General features: G+C 72.1%; 14 protein-coding genes. 6 read left to right on the top strand and 8 right to left on the bottom strand.

What is annotated here, in order from left to right; all coding sequences use genetic code 11:
• Nucleotides 1-82 precede the first annotated feature (82 nt).
• Nucleotides 83-1054, top strand: a complete 972-nt coding sequence (locus tag HD597_RS32845) for a phosphotransferase family protein (protein WP_253747029.1) — start codon at nucleotides 83-85, stop codon at nucleotides 1052-1054.
• Here HD597_RS32845 and HD597_RS32850 read toward each other — a convergent pair.
• The gene (locus HD597_RS32850) at nucleotides 1036-1701 is read right to left on the bottom strand and encodes a response regulator (protein WP_253747030.1); all 666 of its coding nucleotides are present in this window, start codon (nucleotides 1699-1701) and stop codon (nucleotides 1036-1038) included. The two genes, HD597_RS32845 and HD597_RS32850, sit on opposite strands and share 19 nt — an antisense overlap.
• A complete protein-coding gene (locus tag HD597_RS32855; RefSeq protein WP_253747031.1) occupies nucleotides 1698-2960 on the bottom strand; it encodes a sensor histidine kinase in 1263 nt (420 codons plus the stop codon). Before HD597_RS32855 ends, HD597_RS32850 begins: the two co-directional genes overlap by 4 nt.
• Before the next feature lie 111 nt (nucleotides 2961-3071).
• Here HD597_RS32855 and HD597_RS32860 point away from each other — a divergent pair, with 111 nt between their 5' ends.
• From HD597_RS32860 to HD597_RS32870, 3 genes are read left to right on the top strand one after another with little or no spacing between them, the layout of a single operon-like run.
• Nucleotides 3072-3299 carry a hypothetical protein gene (locus tag HD597_RS32860; protein ID WP_253747032.1) on the top strand — a complete coding sequence of 76 codons (228 nt, stop codon included), beginning with the start codon at nucleotides 3072-3074 and terminating at the stop codon, nucleotides 3297-3299.
• Nucleotides 3296-3787: a PH domain-containing protein gene (locus tag HD597_RS32865; RefSeq protein ID WP_253747033.1), complete on the top strand. Its 492-nt coding sequence runs from the start codon at nucleotides 3296-3298 to the stop codon at nucleotides 3785-3787. Before HD597_RS32860 ends, HD597_RS32865 begins: the two co-directional genes overlap by 4 nt.
• Nucleotides 3784-5397: a PH domain-containing protein gene (locus tag HD597_RS32870; RefSeq protein ID WP_253747034.1), complete on the top strand. Its 1614-nt coding sequence runs from the start codon at nucleotides 3784-3786 to the stop codon at nucleotides 5395-5397. Before HD597_RS32865 ends, HD597_RS32870 begins: the two co-directional genes overlap by 4 nt.
• A gap of 173 nt (nucleotides 5398-5570) precedes the next feature.
• Here HD597_RS32870 and HD597_RS32875 read toward each other — a convergent pair whose 3' ends face one another.
• From HD597_RS32875 to HD597_RS32885, 3 genes are all read right to left on the bottom strand, one after another.
• Nucleotides 5571-7142, bottom strand: coding sequence for a hypothetical protein (locus tag HD597_RS32875; protein WP_253747035.1), 1572 nt, complete (start codon nucleotides 7140-7142; stop codon nucleotides 5571-5573).
• Nucleotides 7143-7230: 88 nt separating this feature from the next.
• A complete protein-coding gene (locus tag HD597_RS32880) occupies nucleotides 7231-8709 on the bottom strand; it encodes a serine/threonine-protein kinase (RefSeq protein WP_253747036.1) in 1479 nt (492 codons plus the stop codon).
• Entirely contained in the window at nucleotides 8699-10204 is a 1506-nt protein-coding gene (locus HD597_RS32885) for a serine/threonine-protein kinase (RefSeq protein ID WP_253747037.1), read from the bottom strand. Before HD597_RS32885 ends, HD597_RS32880 begins: the two co-directional genes overlap by 11 nt.
• Before the next feature lie 75 nt (nucleotides 10205-10279).
• On the opposite strand from HD597_RS32885, the gene HD597_RS32890 reads away from it, so the two are divergent.
• Both HD597_RS32890 and HD597_RS32895 read left to right on the top strand, forming a co-directional pair.
• Nucleotides 10280-12004 carry a DEDD exonuclease domain-containing protein gene (locus HD597_RS32890; protein ID WP_253747038.1) on the top strand — a complete coding sequence of 575 codons (1725 nt, stop codon included), beginning with the start codon at nucleotides 10280-10282 and terminating at the stop codon, nucleotides 12002-12004.
• A gap of 17 nt (nucleotides 12005-12021) precedes the next feature.
• Complete coding sequence (locus HD597_RS32895) at nucleotides 12022-12309, top strand: Lrp/AsnC family transcriptional regulator (RefSeq protein WP_043638385.1); 288 nt, start codon at nucleotides 12022-12024, stop codon at nucleotides 12307-12309.
• Between the two features lie 550 nt (nucleotides 12310-12859).
• Here the strand turns inward: HD597_RS32895 and qcrB are convergent.
• From qcrB to qcrC, 3 genes are read right to left on the bottom strand one after another with little or no spacing between them, the layout of a single operon-like run.
• On the bottom strand, nucleotides 12860-14515 hold the full coding sequence (gene qcrB / locus HD597_RS32900; RefSeq protein ID WP_253747039.1) for a cytochrome bc1 complex cytochrome b subunit: 1656 nt from the start codon (nucleotides 14513-14515) through the stop codon (nucleotides 12860-12862).
• Nucleotides 14512-15624 carry a cytochrome bc1 complex Rieske iron-sulfur subunit gene (qcrA, locus tag HD597_RS32905; RefSeq protein WP_253747040.1) on the bottom strand — a complete coding sequence of 371 codons (1113 nt, stop codon included), beginning with the start codon at nucleotides 15622-15624 and terminating at the stop codon, nucleotides 14512-14514. Before qcrA ends, qcrB begins: the two co-directional genes overlap by 4 nt.
• Entirely contained in the window at nucleotides 15621-16430 is an 810-nt protein-coding gene (qcrC, locus tag HD597_RS32910) for a cytochrome bc1 complex diheme cytochrome c subunit (protein WP_253747041.1), read from the bottom strand. Before qcrC ends, qcrA begins: the two co-directional genes overlap by 4 nt.
• Nucleotides 16431-16441 lie beyond the last annotated feature (11 nt).

Below are 16441 nucleotides of genomic sequence, written 5' to 3' on the forward strand. Positions count from 1 at the left end.
CACCCGTGACCTCGAAGAACTGCGGAAACGTGCCACCGTCTGGCTGAGCGCCCGAGTCGGTGCGAACGCCACGGTGTCCGAGATGTCCAGACCGTCGGAGAACGGCCTGTCAAGCGAGACCCTGTTCTTCACCGCCACCTGGGGCGGGCGGAGCACGCGCTGCGTAGCCAGGCTCGCACCTGCGGTGGAAGCCGTTCCGGTTTTTCCCTCCTACGATCTGCGCGCCCAGTTCGAGATGATGCGCCTGGCCAGGGAAAAAGCTGGGATCCCAGCGCCCAGGCCCCTGTGGTTCGAACCGGACCCAGGCCCGCTCGGCACCCCGTTCTTCGTCATGGAGCGGGCCGAGGGCGAGGTGCCGCCCGACGTGATGCCGTACACGTTCGGCGGCTGGCTGTACGACGCCTCCCCCGAGGACCAGCGCCGGCTCCAGGACGCCAGCGTGGGCATCCTGGCGGCGCTGCACCAGACCGAGTTCACGCCCGGGGAGCTGGCCCCGTTCGGCGCCGCCGGGCTGCGCGCGCACGTCGAGGCGCAGCGCGCCTACTACGAGTGGGCGCACGGCGAGCACCGGGTCCCGCTGCTGGAGCGGGCGTTCGGCTGGCTGGAGGCCCACTGGCCGGACGACCCCGGCCCCGACGTGCTGACGTGGGGCGACGCCAGGATCGGCAACGTGATGTACCAGGGCTGTGACCCGGTCGCGGTGCTGGACTGGGAGATGGCCGCCATCGGGCCGCGCGAGCTGGACCTGTCCTGGATGATCTTCCTGCACCGGTTCTTCCAGGACATCACGGTCAGCGCGGGCCTGCCCGGCATGCCGGGGTTCATGCGCCGCGAGGACGTCTGCGCGACCTACCGCGAGCTCACCGGCTACGAGCCGCGCGACCTGGACTTCTACGAGATGTACGCGGCGCTGCGGCACGGCGTCATCATGGCCAGGATCTGGCACCGCAGGGTCCACTTCGGCGAGCTGCCCATGCCGGACGACCCCGACGATCTGGTGCTGCACCGGGCCACCATCGAGGAGCTGCTGGGCGACTACGACGCGGCGTCGTAGACCAGCAGCGCCACCTGGACCCGGTTGTTGAGGCCCAGCTTGGTGAGGATCCGCGAGACGTGCGCCTTGACCGTGGGCACGCTCATGTAGAGCTCGCGCCCGATGTCGGCGTTGGACTTGCCCTGCCCGACGGCCGTGGCCACCTCGCGCTCCCGCTCGCTGAGCCGGCCGAGCAGCCGCCTGGCGCGCTCGCCGCGCTCCCCCGCCCCGCCGCCGTCGGAGACGTGGGTGATGAGCTGCCGCGTCACCGCGGGCGACAGGATCGGCTCGCCCGCGGCCACCTTCCTGATCGCCTGCACCAGGTCACCGGGCGCGATGTCCTTCAGCAGGAACCCGGCCGCCCCGGCGCGCAGCGCCCGCAGCACCTGCGCGTCGGCGTGGAAGGTGGTCAGCACCACCACCTCGGGCGGCTCCGGCGCGCGGCGCAGCGTCTCGGTGGCGGTCAGCCCGTCGATGCCGGGCATCCTGATGTCCATCAGCACGACGTCGGGCCGGTGCTCGCCCACCAGCGGCGGCACCTCGGAGCCGTCACCGGCCTGCGCGACGATCTCGATGTCGGCCACGCCGCCGAGGATCATCGACAGCCCGGCCCGCACCATCGCGTCGTCGTCCACGATGAGCAGCCTGATCGGCCTGTCAGCGGTCATGCGTCGTCCTCCCGAGTCGTCTCCACCGGCCACGGCAGCCAGGCGCGTACCAGGAACTCCCCCTGCGGCGTCGCGCCGTGCTCCAGCCTGCCGCCGGCCAGCTCCGCCCGCTCGGTCAGCCCGATGAGCCCGGCGCCGGCCCCCGGGATGCGCGTGCCCGCCCCGGGCAGGCGCCCGCCGTGCCGCGGGCCCAGCGGGTTGCGCACCTCCACCGACAGGCGCCCGCCGGGTGTGCCCTCGACGGTGACGGTCACCGGCGCGCCGCCCGCGTGCTTGCGCGCGTTGGTGAGCGCCTCCTGGACGATGCGGTAGAGGTTGCGGCCCAGCCCCTCGGGCGCGCCGTCGGCCCGCAGGCCGAGCCGTACGTCCATGCCCGCGTGGCGGCACTCCTCGACCAGCGCGGGCAGGTCGGCGAGGGTGGGCTGGGGCCGTTCCGGCACCGTGCCCTCGCCCTCGCCCTCGGAGGTGGAGTGGCGCAGCACGCCGATCACCTCGCGCAGGTCCTGCAGCGCCAGGTGGGCATTGGCCCTGATCGCCCCGGCGGCCCTGGCGATCTCGCCGGGCGGCGCGTCGGGCCGGAACTCCAGGGCGCCCGCGTGCAGGCTCAGCATCGAGATGCGATGGGCCAGCACGTCGTGCATCTCCCTGGCGATGCGCTCGCGTTCGAGCCGCTTGGCCTCCTCGGCGGCGCTGTCGGCGCGCTGCCTGAGCGACCAGACGAGCTGCCGCCTGGCCCTGATCACGATGCCCCACGCGAACACGGTCAGCACGATCGCCACGCCCAGCGCCGCCGCCCACGAGCGGTCGAGATCGCTCTGCGGCCGCAGGATGACGTAGGGGGCGAGCGTGAGGAGGTTCAGCAGCGTCACCGGCCCCGAGATCTTGAACGGGCGGTGCACCGCCACCGTGAACAGCGCGACCACCGAGGCCCCGCCGATCATCTCCAGGTAGGACGAGAGCAGGCCGGTGACGATCGCGAGCGCGACCGGCCACCTGCGCCGCAGCCACACCGCCACGCACGCCAGCGCCCCCGCGACCTGCTCGATCAGCATCAGCAGCTCGGGCGTGCGCTGCGCGTCCAGCTCGACCAGGGACAGGAAGGTCAGGCCGCACGCGAACAGGAACATGAGGATGTCGACGATCCAGTCGCGCGTCGAGCGCCGCACGCGCCCGCCCGCGCTGCCGTCGCCGAGCAGCACCGACGGCAGCGCCCACCGGTATTCGGAGGTGGCGGCGCCGTCTCCCCGCAGTTCCGTCACGTTCATCGAGGTTAGGCCCTACCGAGGGCAGCGCGACAGCGACCAAAGTCGGTGCCTGCCCAGACCAACGGCCGACGCGGGCGAGCGGGTGCGCCGGCGAGGCTTGACGGCATGCAAGCGGTGTTGAAGGTGTTCGGCTGGCTGCTGATCCTGCAAGGGGTGGGCGGCCTGGTGAACGGCCTGCTCGGATGGTGGCGGTGGGCCCACGACCTGCTCGTGGTCAACGTGCTGCCGTTGCTGGAGGGATACGAGGTGTTCGCGGCGATCGTGATGGGGGTGCTCGGCTTCGCGCTGCTGGCCGTCGCCGAGTCCATGGACAGGGTGGAGGACGCCGAATGAGCACGACCATGCTGCGGCCGCCGCGCCACCGGGCCGATCCGCGGGCGGTGGCGTGGTGGACGGTGCAGTGGCTGATCCTCATGGTGCCGGTGGCGGGGGCGGCCGTGGCGGCGTACTGGCTGTTCACGGAGCGGCCGGTGTGGCTGGGCGCGGTCGCGGGAGTGTTCGCGGCGGGCTGCCTGGCGCTGGCGGTGGTGGCGCCGCGGGCCTCGTACCGGGTGGAGCGGTGGGAGGTCACCGACCAGGCGGTCTACACGCGCAAGGGGTGGCTGACGCACACCTGGCGGGTGGCGCCGATGTCGCGGATCCAGCGGGTCGACACCGCGCGGGGGCCGGTGCAGCGGCTGTTCGGGCTGGCGGACGTCACGGTGACCACCGCCTCGTCGGCCGGGGCCGTCAAGATCGAGGCCCTGGACCACGAGGTGGCGGCCGAGCTGGCCGAACGCCTGACCGCCATCACCCAGGCCACTCCGGGCGACGCGACGTGAACGCCTACGGCACCCCGCCCGCGGCGGAACTGCGCGCGGAAGGCGCTCCCGGCGACGGCGGGTGGCAGGCGCCGGCGCGGCGGAGCCTGTGGGCGTCGGCGGTCAAGTCGCTGGCGATCGTGGCCGGCGCCACGGCGGGGCTGGTGCGCCTGCTGGCGGGCCGCGACTGGCCGGTGGGCGGGATCGTGGCCGTCTGCGCGGGCGCGGCGGTGCTGATCGTCGCCGGCGTGGTCGCGTACGACGTGCTCAGGCTGCGCACCACCCGCTGGCGGCTCACCCCCGAGCGGCTGGAGCTGCGCTCCGGCATCACGACCCGCCAGCACCGCTCGATCCCGCGGGACCGGGTGCGCAGCGTCGACCTGCGCGCCGACCCGGTGAACCGGATGTTCGGCCTGACCGTGGTCAAGGTGGGCACGGGAGAGCACGCGCAGGACGGCTCGGAGCTCAAGCTCGACCCGCTGAGCAGGCACGACGCCGAGGCCCTGCGCCGCACCCTGCTGCGCCAGTCCCAGGAGGCCGAGGCTGGAGACGGACCGCTGGCGGAGCTGAGGTGGTCGTGGATCAGGTACGCGCCGCTGTCGGTGTGGACGTTCACGGGCGCGGCCGTGGTGCTCGGGGCGCTGTACAAGGCGCTCGACTCGTTCGGGCTCAAGAGGTTCACCACCCGCCTGGCGACGGAGCTGTGGGAGTGGCTGGCGGCGCAGCCGCTGCTGACCGTCCCGCTGGTGGTCGCGGCGAACGTGGTGGTGGGCGTGCTGGGCGCGGTGCTGCTGTTCGCCGAGTCGTGGGGGCGTTACCGGCTGGAGCGGGAGCCGGGCAGGCTCAGGATGCGCAGGGGCCTGCTGACCAGCCGGTCGCTGACGCTGGAGGAGCGCAGGCTGCGCGGGGTGGAGATCGGCGAGCCGCTGCTGCTGCGGCTGGCCGGGGCCGCCCGGCTCAGGTCCGTCGCCACCGGGCTGGGCAGGAGCGCCGACACCGACAGCGAGGACGCCGCCGCGCTCACCCCGCCGATGCCGCGCGCCCTGGCGATGCGGGTCGCCGCCGCGATCACCGGCGCCGGCCTGCCCGCGCTGGTGGCGCACCCCGCCGCGGCCAGGCGCAGGCGGCTGGTCCGGGCGGCCACGGCGGCTCTGATCGCCGGCCTGGTCACGGCGCTGGTCACCGGCACGGGTGGGGCGGCGCCATGGCCCGGGGTGAGCGGCTGGGCGTCCGACGTGAGCGGCTGGGTGCCCGGGGTGAGCGGCTGGGTGAACGCCCGGCTGGGCGGCTGGGTGTGGCTCGGGCCGATGGCGGTGCTGCTGTACGGGCTGTGGCACGCCCTGGCGGGCGCCGCGAGCCTCGGCCACGCGCTGGGCCCCCGGCACCTGGTCGCCAGGAGGGGCGCCGTGGTGCGGCGCACGGTCGCGCTCGACCGCGGGGGCATCGCGGGCTGGACCTTCACCGAGTCGTACTTCCAGCGGCGCTCCGGCCTGCTGACGGTCTCGGCGACGACGGCGGCGGGCCGTGGTCGCTACGACGTGGTGGACGTGGGCCGCGGCGACGGCCTCGATCTGGCCGCTCAGGCCGTCCCCGGGCTGCTGGAGCCCTTCCTGACCCGGGAAAAGCAATGAGCCGCGAGATCCCCCACGGTTTGCCCATGCCCCTGTACTGGACAAACGTGATCGCGCGGCTCAGGTGCTTGCAGACATAACCGTATTTGTCCCGCTTGCAACCGGGTTGCAGCCGCATTAACCGTTGCCACAGATCACGAGTCAGGGTCACGAAAGCCGGGGGCGCGCCCCGTTCAGCCGCTCTTCAGGTAGGCCCTGGCCAGGGTGAGCGCGCCGGCCATCGCCTCCTTCTCGGGCATGAACGTCACCTCGGGCGAGTTGGTCGCCTCGCCCTCGGGCCGCTGGTGGCCCGAGTAGTCGACGGTGACCACCACCGGGCCCTGGCGGATCATCACCGAGCCGCTGGAGGCGGAGACCTCCCCGCTCCTGCTCTGCACGAACTGCTTCCACGCCTGGTCGCCCAGCCCCTTGACCTCGCTCAGCTCGCCCCAGGTGATGGCCCCCATCGAGGACTCGCCGGTGGTCTTGGCCCGGCCGTACTGGCCGGCGTAGAACGCCTTGGCCGCGGGCTCGTCGGCCGCCCCCGCCCGGTTCGTGAACCGGTGCACGGTGATCAGCGCGCTACGGATCTTCGCGATGCCAGGCCCTCCGGACAGCTCCCGGTTGAGCCACCGGCACTCGGTCTGGTTGTCGTCGCCGACCACGGTGCCGCGCGCGCGGGTCGTCGGCTCGGGCACGAGCCGGGTGGCCGTCTCCGTCACGGCCTCGCAGTCGGCGGGGAAGGAGGCCAGCACGGTGGGCGAGGGCGTCGGGGCCACGGTCGGCGTGACGGTGGCCGCCGCCGACGGCTCGGCCTTGGCCAGCATCCCGGGGTGCTGCGCCTGCCAGGCCGCCACGCCCTTGGCGAAGTGCCCGACCAGCCCGCTCACCTCGCGGACGGCGTTCTCCTCCGTGATCGCCTGCGTGCTGTCGTTGCTCAGGATCTGCGCGTCCTTGCGCTGCTGGCCCGCCTGGAACCTGACCTGGATCGTCATGTCGCCGACGCGGGCGTGCGCGGTGCCGTAGGCGTACCAGTGCAGCTTGCCGTCGCGGCGCCAGATGTACTGGGCGAACGCGGCGTCGCCGACGCCCGCGATGTCCTTGACCGGGGAGACGTACTGCTTCTCGTCGGGCTCGAGCGACGGCTTGGCGGTCTCGCCGTACTTGCCGCCGCGGTACTCCACCTCGTACGAGTTCTGTGCCATCGCCCGGCCCGTCTTGGCGCCCTCGCCCTTGTGCTGCGCGATCTTGACGTCGATCTCCCGGTTGCGCCAGAACTCGCCGAACGAGATGCGCTGGTTGGTCCAGTTGCAGCTGAAGTTCACCGTGTAGTCGCTGTCGCGGGACGACTTGCCCACGGTCGCGCCGGGCACCAGCCGCTCGGCCTCCTCCTCGGGCAGCATGGCGCACACGTCGGGAGCCGTCGCGGCGGCCGCGGGCCGCTTGGCGGGCGATGAGGAGCCGGTGCCGGAGGGCGTGCCGCCGGAGACCTTGCCGTACAGGAAGTAGGCCCCCACACCGCCCGCCGCGACCAGCACGACGAGCGCGGCGGCGAGGGTGGGCAGGAGCCAGGCCGGGCGCCGCGGCGGCTGGGGCGGCTGGGGCGGCTGGGGCATGGGCGGCATGCCCTGCTGCGAAGGTGGCTGCATGGGTGGCTGCATGGGCGGCCAGCCCGGCGGCGGGGGCGGCGGGCCCGGTGGCTGGAACTGCCCGCCCGGCCCCTGATGAGGGGTGCCGGGCGGCTGGAACTCGCTGCCGGGATTCACGGGGACTCCTGGGGTTGCCCTGACTTGCGGGGAGACATAGTAGTCACGCACCTTGCAAGGCGCTTGCACCATGTGTGCTTGCTATGTCTCATTTGGCGAGCGCCGCCGTGATGAGCCGGGCGGCGGCGATGGCCGTCTCCGGGTCCGCCATCTTGTCGGCCGCCTCCTTGCCCGGCGAGACGTCGGCCGGCACGTCCTCGCGCCGCCAGACCACCTCGCCCAGCAGGTTGCTCGTGCGGAAGAGCAGGGTGCTGCCGGCGGTGCCGCTCTCGTTGGAGGTGATGTAGAACCTGAAGCCGTTCTGGGCGATCGCCGCCTCACCCACGCCGGTGACGTCGGTGACCCCGCCGTACGCCTGCCGCTGGCCCATGCCCTCGGCGGCGGCGCGGGTGCTCTTCTCGCTGGCGAAGCGGCGCTGCGCCACCTCGGGGCCGCCGAGGCCGCCGGTGGGCTGCTCGGCCCAGACGCGCACGATGAGGCTGCGCGCGGGGACCGTGCCCTCGCGGATGAGCCACTGGCACTCGCCCGGCCTGGTGAGGCTGCGTTTCGGGGCGCCCTTCACCAGCCGGGCGACCTCGGCGTCGGTGAGCAGGGTGCACGGGTCGGGCGCCGTGGCGTACCTGCCGGTCTCCTGCCCGGTGAGCGCGGCGGCGGCGTACCAGCCGCCCGCGCCCAGCGCCACGACGGCGGCGAGCGCGGCCGGCACCGGCCACCACCTGCGGGAACGCTCCCGCCGGTGGCGCGGGGCCGTGGCGGGGCCCGTCAGCCGGCTCAGCGCCTGGCGGATCTGGGCCGCCGTGGGACGGACCGCGGGGTCCTTGGCCAGCATGGACATGAGCAGGCCGCCCAGCTCGTGCCCGGCCCTGGCCGGGAACGGCGGCTCGTGCAGCAGCACCGCCGCCGCGACGGCCGCGGGCAGCGCCCGCTCGAACGGCGCCCGGCCCTCCACCGCCGTGTAGAGGCTCGCGCCCAGCGACCACAGGTCGGCGGACGGGCCGGACGGCTGCTCGTTCAGCCGCTCGGGAGCCATGTAGCCGGGCGAGCCGGCGCTGCCGAACATGTCGCCCCTGCCGCCCATCGGCGCGGCGATGCCGAAGTCGGTGAGCATCGCCGTGCCGTCGGCGTCGAGCAGGATGTTGGCGGGCTTGACGTCCTGGTGCAGCAGGCCGTGCCGGTGCGCCACCTCCAGCGCCGACAGCACGCGCAGCCCGACCGCGGCCACGAAGTCCGGCGGCAGCGGCCCCCGCTCCTTGATCACCTTGTCGAGCGAGCGGCCGGTGGTCAGGTCCATGATGATCCAGGGCTGGTCGCCCTCGAGGACCACGTCGTGCACCAGCACGATGGCCGGGTCGCGCAGCCGCCCCGCCGACCTGGCCTCGTGCATGGCCCGGTCGGCGAACTCCGCCCGCTCCCGCGGCCCCAGCCCCTCGGGAACGCGCACCTGCTTGACCGCGACCTGCCGGTCGAGCATCTCGTCGATCGCCCGCCACACCGTGCCGGCGCCGCCCTGCCCGAGCCGCTCGATCAGCCGGTAACGGCCCGCGAGCAAGTAGAGGTCACCCGGCATCGCGCAACGCCCGCTCGCTCGCCTGCGCGGCTTTCAGGGCCGCCTGCTTGATGTTCTCGTCGGTCGGCTTGTCGCTGAGAGTGGTGTACTCGACGCTCACCACCAGGTTGGCCAGCCGGTAGTAGACGAGGGCCGAGATCATGCGGCCCGTGGGTCCCTTCAGCTCGAAGCCGAACGCCTCCTCGCCGATGCCGGTCACCTGGCGCACCGGCGTGCGGACCGCCCGCATGGGCTGCTTCACGCCGATCTCCGGCCAGCTCCAGTCGACGGAGTCGTACTTGGTCCAGTAGCGGTGCTGGTTCTGGAAGAGCCTGCGCGCCGAGTCCTCCGTCATGGACCAGGGGTCGACGGTGTCGGAGTCCTTCTGCACCTGCAGGCCCACCCCGGTGCCGGCCAGCGGCCAGCCGCACTTGGGGCCGATCTCGTCGGAGTCGGGCACGCCCTTGGGCGGGCTCTGCGTGAGCAGCAGCCTGCCCACCTCCTGCCCGCCCATGAGCGTGCAGACGTCCATCGGGACGGTGAACGCGCCGGCTGCGCCCCCGTCGCGGTTCATCAGCACGAACCCGGTGGCCCCCGCCGCCGCGAGCACCACCACCGCCGCCGCCGCGGCGATCCACAGCCGCGCCCGGCCGCGCCGCCCCGCCGCGCGCGGCGCCGTCACCTCGGCGCCGGCGGGGATCTGCGGCAGCGCGCCGCCCGCCGCCACCTGCCGCAGCGCGTGCACGACCCAGCGCGGATCGGGCCGGGCGGCCGGCTGGTAGGCCATCACGGCGGCCACCAGCGGGCCCAGCGGGCCCCGCATGGCCGGCACCGGCTGCGTCAGCGTCGCCCGGATGCGCTGGGCGGCCGAGCCCTCGTAGGCGGGCGCGCCCGTCAGCGCGACGTGCAGCGTCGCCCCGAGCGACCACAGGTCGGCGGCCGGCCCGCCGGGCTGCCCCTCCAGCCGCTCCGGCGCGATGAACCCGGGCGAGCCGATCATCAGCCCCTGCTCGGTGAGCGTGGCCTGCCCCTCCTGCCTGGCGATGCCGAAGTCGGTGAGCACCACCCGGCCGCTCTCGGTCAGGAACACGTTGCCCGGCTTGACGTCACGGTGCTGCATGCCCTGCGCGTGCGCGGCCATCAGCGCCTCGAGCACGTCGGCGCCCACCCTGGCGGCGTGCGCGGGCGGCATGGGCCCGAACTCGCGCACCGTCTCGGCCAGCGTGCGGCCCCGCAGCAGCTCCATGACCAGCCACGGCCGCTCCTGCTCGACGACGACGTCGTGCAGCGCCACGATGCCGGGGTGGCGCAGCCGCGCCATGGCCTGCGCCTCGCGCACCGCCCTGGTCACGAGGTCGTGGCGCTCCTTGTCGGACATGCCCTCGGGCAGCGTGAGCTCCTTGACCGCCACCTCGCGATCAAGCATCTCGTCCCTGGCCAGCCACACTTTCCCCATGCCGCCCGCGCCCAGCGGGCGCACCAGGGAGTAACGGCCGGCAAGTCTTCCCGCGGACATAAAGGGAAGGGTAACTAAGGATCAAGAGGGGTGCTTACTCGTTCCTGTCGGTCCCGCTCTCTATGGTCTTGGTTCGTGGATCCGGTTCAAGTCACTCTCGACGAGCTCGGCACGCCGCTGAGCGAAGTCACGTTCGTCGTGTTCGACCTCGAGACGACCGGCGGCTCGCCCGCCGAGGACTCCATCACCGAGATCGGGGCGGTCAAGGTGCGGGCGGGCGAGGTGCTCGGCGAGTTCTCGACGCTGGTCGATCCTGGAGGGCCGATACCGCCGTTCATCTCCGTGCTGACCGGCATCACCGACGCCATGGTGATGGCCGCGCCGAAGATCGAGTCGGTGCTGCCGAGCTTCCTGGAGTTCATCCGCGGGTCCACGCTGGTGGCGCACAACGCGGGGTTCGACACCCGCTTCGTCAAGGCCGCCTGCGCCGCGCTCGGCTATCCCCCGCCGGCCAATCCGGTCGTCGACACCGTCGACCTGGCCAGGCGGGTGCTGACCCGCGACGAGACGCCCAACGCCAAGCTGGCGACGCTCGCGCGGTTCTTCCGCAGCCCCGTCGAGCCGTGCCACCGCGCCCTTCAGGACGCCAGGGCGACCGTGGACGTGCTGCACGGGCTGATCGAGCGGGCCGGCTCCTTCCAGGTGCACACGCTGGAGGAGCTCAAGTCGTTCGTCCGCGCCCCCACGCCCGAGCAGCAGCGCAAGCGCCATCTGGCCGAGTCGGTGCCGCACGCGCCCGGCGTCTACCTGTTCGAGGACGAGCGCGGCGAGGTCCTCTACATCGGCAAGAGCACCAACCTGCGCAACCGCGTGCGCTCCTACTTCACCGCCGGCGAGACCCGTCCCCGCATCCGCGAGATGATCGGCATCGCCGAGCGGGTGCGGCACATCGTCTGCTCGACCGGGCTGGAGGCGGAGGTGCGCGAGCTGCGGCTGATCGGCGGCGCCAAGCCCCGCTACAACCGCCGCTCCCGCTTCCCGGAGAAGGTGGTGTGGCTCAAGCTCACCGCCGACGTCTTCCCGCGGCTGTCGATCGTCCGCGATCTCAAGGACGACGGCGCCACCTACCTGGGGCCGTTCACCAGCACCCGCCTGGCCGACGACGCCCGCATCGCCCTGCACGAGGCCATCCCGCTGCGCCAGTGCACCCAGCCGGTCACCTTGCGCACCCGGCGGGCGGCGTGCGTGCTGCACGAGATGGGCCGCTGCGGCGCGCCCTGCGAGGGCAGGCAGAGCCCCGAGGAGTACGCCCTGCACGTCGAGAGCGCCCGCCGCGCCATGACCCTCGACGCCTCGCCCGTCTTCAGCGCGGTTTCGGCCCGCATGGAGCGGCTGTCGGTCGAGCAGCGTTACGAGGAGGCGTCGGTCGATCGCGACCGGCTGGCCGCGTTCGTCCGCACGGCGGCCCGCATGCAGCGGCTCAGCGCCATCACCCGCATCCCGCAGCTCGTGGCCGCCAGCCCGGCCTTCGGCGGCGGGTGGGACATCCACGTGGTCCGCTACGGCCGGCTCGCCGCCGCCGGGGTCATGCCGAAGGGCGCCCATCCGACCCCTTTCGTCGCCTCGCTGAAGGCCACCGCCGAGGTCGTGATCCCGGGTCCGGGGCCCGTGCACGCGGCCAGCGCGGAGGAGACGGAGTGCATCCTGCGCTGGCTGGAGTCGCCAGGGGTGCGGCTGGTGGAGGTGGAGGGCGAGTGGAGCCTGCCCGCCTTCGGCGCGGGGCGGCACAAGGCCCGCATTGACCTCGCTTACCGGCATCTCGACCAACGTCGCCCTCGGGAGGGGCGACCTTTGAGGTGAAACGATAGAGTTGATACATGGTCACGGCTATCGTCCACATCAACGCAGAGGTAGACCGGATCCCGGAGGTCGCCCAGACGATCGCCGAGATCGAGGGGGTCAGCGAGGTCTACTCCATCACCGGCGAGTACGACCTGCTGGCCATGGTCAGGGTGGCGGCGTACGAGGAGATCGCCGAGGTCGTGCCGGGGCGGATCAACAAGGTCGCCGGGGTGCTGCACACGGAGACGCACATCGCCTTCCGCGCCTACTCCAAGCACGACCTGGACGCCGCCTTCTCGATCGGCTTCCCCGAGGCCGACTGACCCACCCACGGGGCCGTCCGGCCCCGCCTTGACGCGCGCCCCCGCCCCGGGCTGAACGGACGACGCGACTGCCGCCCGCGCGACGCCACGTCCCCGAAGCCCGCGTGCCCGCCCGTCACGGGCGGACCAGGAGTTCGCCCGGTCCTCCCCACGCCCCACGCCTGCGTGCCCGCACGTCCGGGCATCGCTCGCGCCGAGCGACGCCGCGCCCCCACCGCCCCGCATCACACCTGCGCACCACGTCCACCCGCGCCTGCCCGAGCCTCCTTGGGGAGCGGGCCGTGTCCGGCCCGCCGCGCCGATCCCAGCGCGTCCGCCCGAATGCCACGCGAGTCCAGCGCGTCCGCCCGAATGCCACGCGAGTCCAGCGCGTCCGCCCGTACGCCACGCGAGTCCAGCGCGCCTGTGCCCGGGTGCGCGTGCGCGTGCGCGCCCCGTCAGCCGCATCCCAGGCGCACGTGCGCGCGCGCCGGAACCCCCGCCGAACGCCGACGGGCCCGGAACGAGAAACTGCTCTCGTTCCGGGCCCGTGCGGTTGTGGCGTCAGGACTCAGTGGGTGATGCTGCGCTCGTCACCACCGCTGCCGATGGCGGCGTGCTCGTCCTCGTGCTCGTGCCCATGCCCGTCGTCGATCGGGATCTTCTCCCCGCCGTACGCCTTGGACATGCGCCCGCGCAGCTTGCCGACGGGCCCGCGCATGCCCTTCGGCGGGATGCCCGAGCTGTCCTCGTCGACCGGCAGCATCGGCACCGGCTCCTTGCCGCGCATGTGAGCCTCGATGTCCTCCGACGGAGGCGTGTGGACCTCGATGAACTCACCGTGCGGCAGCCGCTTGATCACGCCGGACTCCACACCGTGCGAGATGATCGCCTGGTCGGAGCGCTGCAGGCCGAGGCAGATGCGGTAGGTGATCAGGTAGGCCAGGGCCGGCCCGACGAAGATCAGCACACGGCCCGCGTAGGTCGTGTGGTTGAGGCTCACGTGGAAGTTCGCCGCGATCTCGTCGTTCGCGCCGAGCAGCCACAGCACGCCGTAGAACGTGATGGCGGCCATGCCGATCGAGGTGCGGTGCGGGTTGTTGCGCGGGCGGTCGGCCACGTGGTGCTCGCGGTTGTCGCCCGTGACCCACCGTTCCAGGAACGGATACAGCGCCAGGCCCGTCATGATGATGCCCATCGGCACCAGCGCCGGGATGATCACGCTCAGTGGCAGCGTGCCCGCGTGGGACGTGCCGAAGAGGTTGATCTCCCATGCCGGCATGATGCGCAGCGCGCCTTCGAGGAAGCCCATGTAGAAGTCGGGCTGCGAGCCCGCCGACACGTCCGCCGGTGTGTACGGCCCGAACAGCCAGATCGGGTTGATCTGGGTGAACGTCGCCAGACCGCTGATCACGCCCAGCGTGAACAGGAAGTACGCGCCCGCCTTGGCCATGAAGGCCGGGTAGAACGGCGCGCCGACCACGTTCTGGTTGCCGCGGCCCTTGCCCGGCATCTGCGTGTGCTTCTGCACCCACATGAGCACCATGTGCGCCGTGACCAGCGCCAGGATGATGCCCGGGATGAGCAGGATGTGCAGCGAGTAGAACCGGGAGATGACCGCCTCGCCGGGATACTCACCACCGAACAGGAAGAACGTGATGTACGTGCCCACCAGCGGCAGCGAGATCGCCACACCCTCGGTGATCCGCAGACCGGCGCCGGAGAGCAGGTCGTCGGGGAGGGAGTAACCGGTCAGGCCCTCGGCCAGCGCCAGCGTCAGCAGCAGCACGCCGATGATCCAGTTGATCTCGCGCGGCTTGCGGTAGGCGCCGGTGAAGAACACGCGCAGCGCGTGCACCATCATGCCGGCCACGAAGAGCAGGGCCGCCCAGTGGTGCATCTGCCGCATGAGCAGACCACCCCGGACGTCGAAGCTGATGTCCAGCGCCGACGCGTAGGCCTCCGACATCATGACGCCCTTGAGCGGCGCGTACGAGCCGTCGTAGGCGACCTCCATCATGCTGGGCTTGAACCAGAACGTCAGGAACGTACCGGTCAGCAGCAGGATGATGAAGGAGTAGAGCGCGATCTCACCCAGCAGGAACGACCAGTGGTCGGGAAAGACCTTGCGCAGGTTGCGCTTGAGGGCGTTGGCACCGCCGAGCCGCTCGTCGAGGAAGTTCGACGGGCCGGCGATGGCCTTGGGCACGGCCTTCAGATCACTCATGCCTGGCCTCCCTTCTCCCTGACCGCGGCCTCCGCGTCACCGCGCTCCCAGTAGCTGGGACCGACGGGCACGTCGAAGTCGCCCTGCGCGACGAGGTAGCCCTCGGCGTCCACGGCGATCGGCAGCTGCGGCAGCGGCCGCGCGGCCGGACCGAAGATGACCTTGGCGCCGTCGGCGGCGTCGAACGTCGACTGGTGGCACGGGCAGAGGATGTGATGGGTGTTCTGCTCGTAGAGGGCGGCGGGGCAGCCCACGTGGGTGCAGATCTTGGAGTAGGCGACGATGCCGTCGTGCGTCCAGTTGAGCCTGGTGCCGCCCTTGATCTCCTCCGGACGGAACTTGATCAGGATCAGCGTGGCCTTGGCCAGAGCGGTCAGGTCGTGCTCGTACCCCTCGGGGACGACCGACAGGATGCCGCCGGGCGAGTTGAAGTCGGCCGCCCTGATGGGCTGGCCGGTGCCCTCGACGACGAGCCTGAGCGGCTTGCCCTCCTTGTTCTTCTCGCCCCACACCGTGTGCCGCAGCTGCTCGTTGAACTTCGAGCCCGGCATCCGGTTGTTGTCGAGGTCGCGCAGCAGCACCAGCGGCACCAGGCCGAGCGGCGCGGCCGCCAGCAGCAGGGTGCGGCGCAGCAGCTTGTGCTTGACGAAGCCGCTCTCGTTGGCGCCCCGCAGGAAGGTGTCCGCGACGACGTCGCGGTCCTCCTCCTCGGAGGCCATCGTGTGGCGCTCCTGGATCAGCGCGTACTTCGGCATGATCTGGCGGACCCAGATCACGATGCCGACCGCCAGACCCAGGATCGCGATCGTGAGCGTGCTGCCCAGCGCCAGGTTGGAGTTGCCCGTCGCCTCAGGGCTGCCGACCTGGAAGTACACGTAGGAGATGATGAACGCGATGGCCGCGAGGAACGTGATCGTGAAGCACAGCGCCACGATCTTCTCGGCCTTGCGGGCCTTGACCGGGTCCTGCAGCGTCACGCCGGGGACGTCCTGGTCGGCCTCTGCCGTTTCCGCCGTGCCGAGCATCGAGGTGCCCGGCGCGGGGGTGCCGATGACGCGCTTGGGCACGCGCTCATCCGGCTGCTCGATCTCGTGCTCGTTGTCTGTCATGACTTCTGTCGCTTCTTCGCGGTGATCCAGATGGCGGCGAGTGCGAGGGCGGCGATGCCCACCACAAACGCTACGAGACCTTCGGTGACCGGGCCAATACGTCCGAGGGCGAAACCGCCCGGGTCTCTCTGCTCACGAACCTGGGTGATGTAGGCGATCATGCTGCGCTTCTCTTCGGGCGTGATCGTCGTGTCGTTGAAGACCGGCATGGCCTGCGGGCCAGTGATCATCGCCTCGTAGATCTGCGTCGGCGTCGACTCATTGAGGTTGGGCGCGTACTTGCCCTGCGTCAGCGCACCACCGGCGCCGACCCAGTTGTGGCACTGGATGCAGTTGGCGCGGAAGAGCTCGCCGCCCTTGCCGGCGTCACCGAGCTTCGGGTCGACCTGCTCGGCGCCGGGCACCTGCGGGCCGCCGCCGAGCGACTGCACGTAGGCCGAGATCTGGCGGATCTTCGTCTCGTCGACCCACTCGGCCAGCGGCTTGCGCGGCGCCTGGGGGCCGGGCGCGCCGGCCGGCATGCGGCCGGTGCTCATCTGGAAGTCGACGGCCGCGGCGCCGACGCCGATGAGCGTGGGCGCCGTCGTGGTGCCCTGCGCGTTGGTGCCGTGGCAGCTCATGCAGTGCGCTTCGAACAGGCTCCTGCCCTCGGCCACGTCATCGACCTTGCCTGTCGCCAGTGCCGCGTCGGCAGGCTTACCCGCCTGGACAAAGGCGGCGTATACCATCCCGACCAGCGCCAAGGCCAAAATCAGGACGGCGTATCTCGCGAGGGGATGCCGCCGCCAAGCGGTGATCCTAGTCACAGAGATCCCGT

Origin of the sequence: Nonomuraea thailandensis (genome assembly GCF_024172165.1) — a bacterium.
In the GTDB taxonomy this organism is placed as follows: domain Bacteria; phylum Actinomycetota; class Actinomycetes; order Streptosporangiales; family Streptosporangiaceae; genus Nonomuraea; species Nonomuraea thailandensis.

What these genes read in the sequence shown, in the direction of transcription:
- HD597_RS32895 (WP_043638385.1), top strand. Translation starts at nt 12,022, where the DNA reads ATGGTCACGGCTATCGTCCACATCAACGCAGAGGTAGACCGGATCCCG.
- HD597_RS32845 (WP_253747029.1), top strand. Translation starts at nt 83, where the DNA reads ATGTCCAGACCGTCGGAGAACGGCCTGTCAAGCGAGACCCTGTTCTTC.
- qcrB (WP_253747039.1), bottom strand. Translation starts at nt 14,515, where the DNA reads ATGAGTGATCTGAAGGCCGTGCCCAAGGCCATCGCCGGCCCGTCGAAC.
- qcrA (WP_253747040.1), bottom strand. Translation starts at nt 15,624, where the DNA reads ATGACAGACAACGAGCACGAGATCGAGCAGCCGGATGAGCGCGTGCCC.
- HD597_RS32880 (WP_253747036.1), bottom strand. Translation starts at nt 8,709, where the DNA reads ATGCCGGGTGACCTCTACTTGCTCGCGGGCCGTTACCGGCTGATCGAG.
- HD597_RS32865 (WP_253747033.1), top strand. Translation starts at nt 3,296, where the DNA reads ATGAGCACGACCATGCTGCGGCCGCCGCGCCACCGGGCCGATCCGCGG.
- HD597_RS32860 (WP_253747032.1), top strand. Translation starts at nt 3,072, where the DNA reads ATGCAAGCGGTGTTGAAGGTGTTCGGCTGGCTGCTGATCCTGCAAGGG.
- HD597_RS32850 (WP_253747030.1), bottom strand. Translation starts at nt 1,701, where the DNA reads ATGACCGCTGACAGGCCGATCAGGCTGCTCATCGTGGACGACGACGCG.
- HD597_RS32885 (WP_253747037.1), bottom strand. Translation starts at nt 10,204, where the DNA reads ATGTCCGCGGGAAGACTTGCCGGCCGTTACTCCCTGGTGCGCCCGCTG.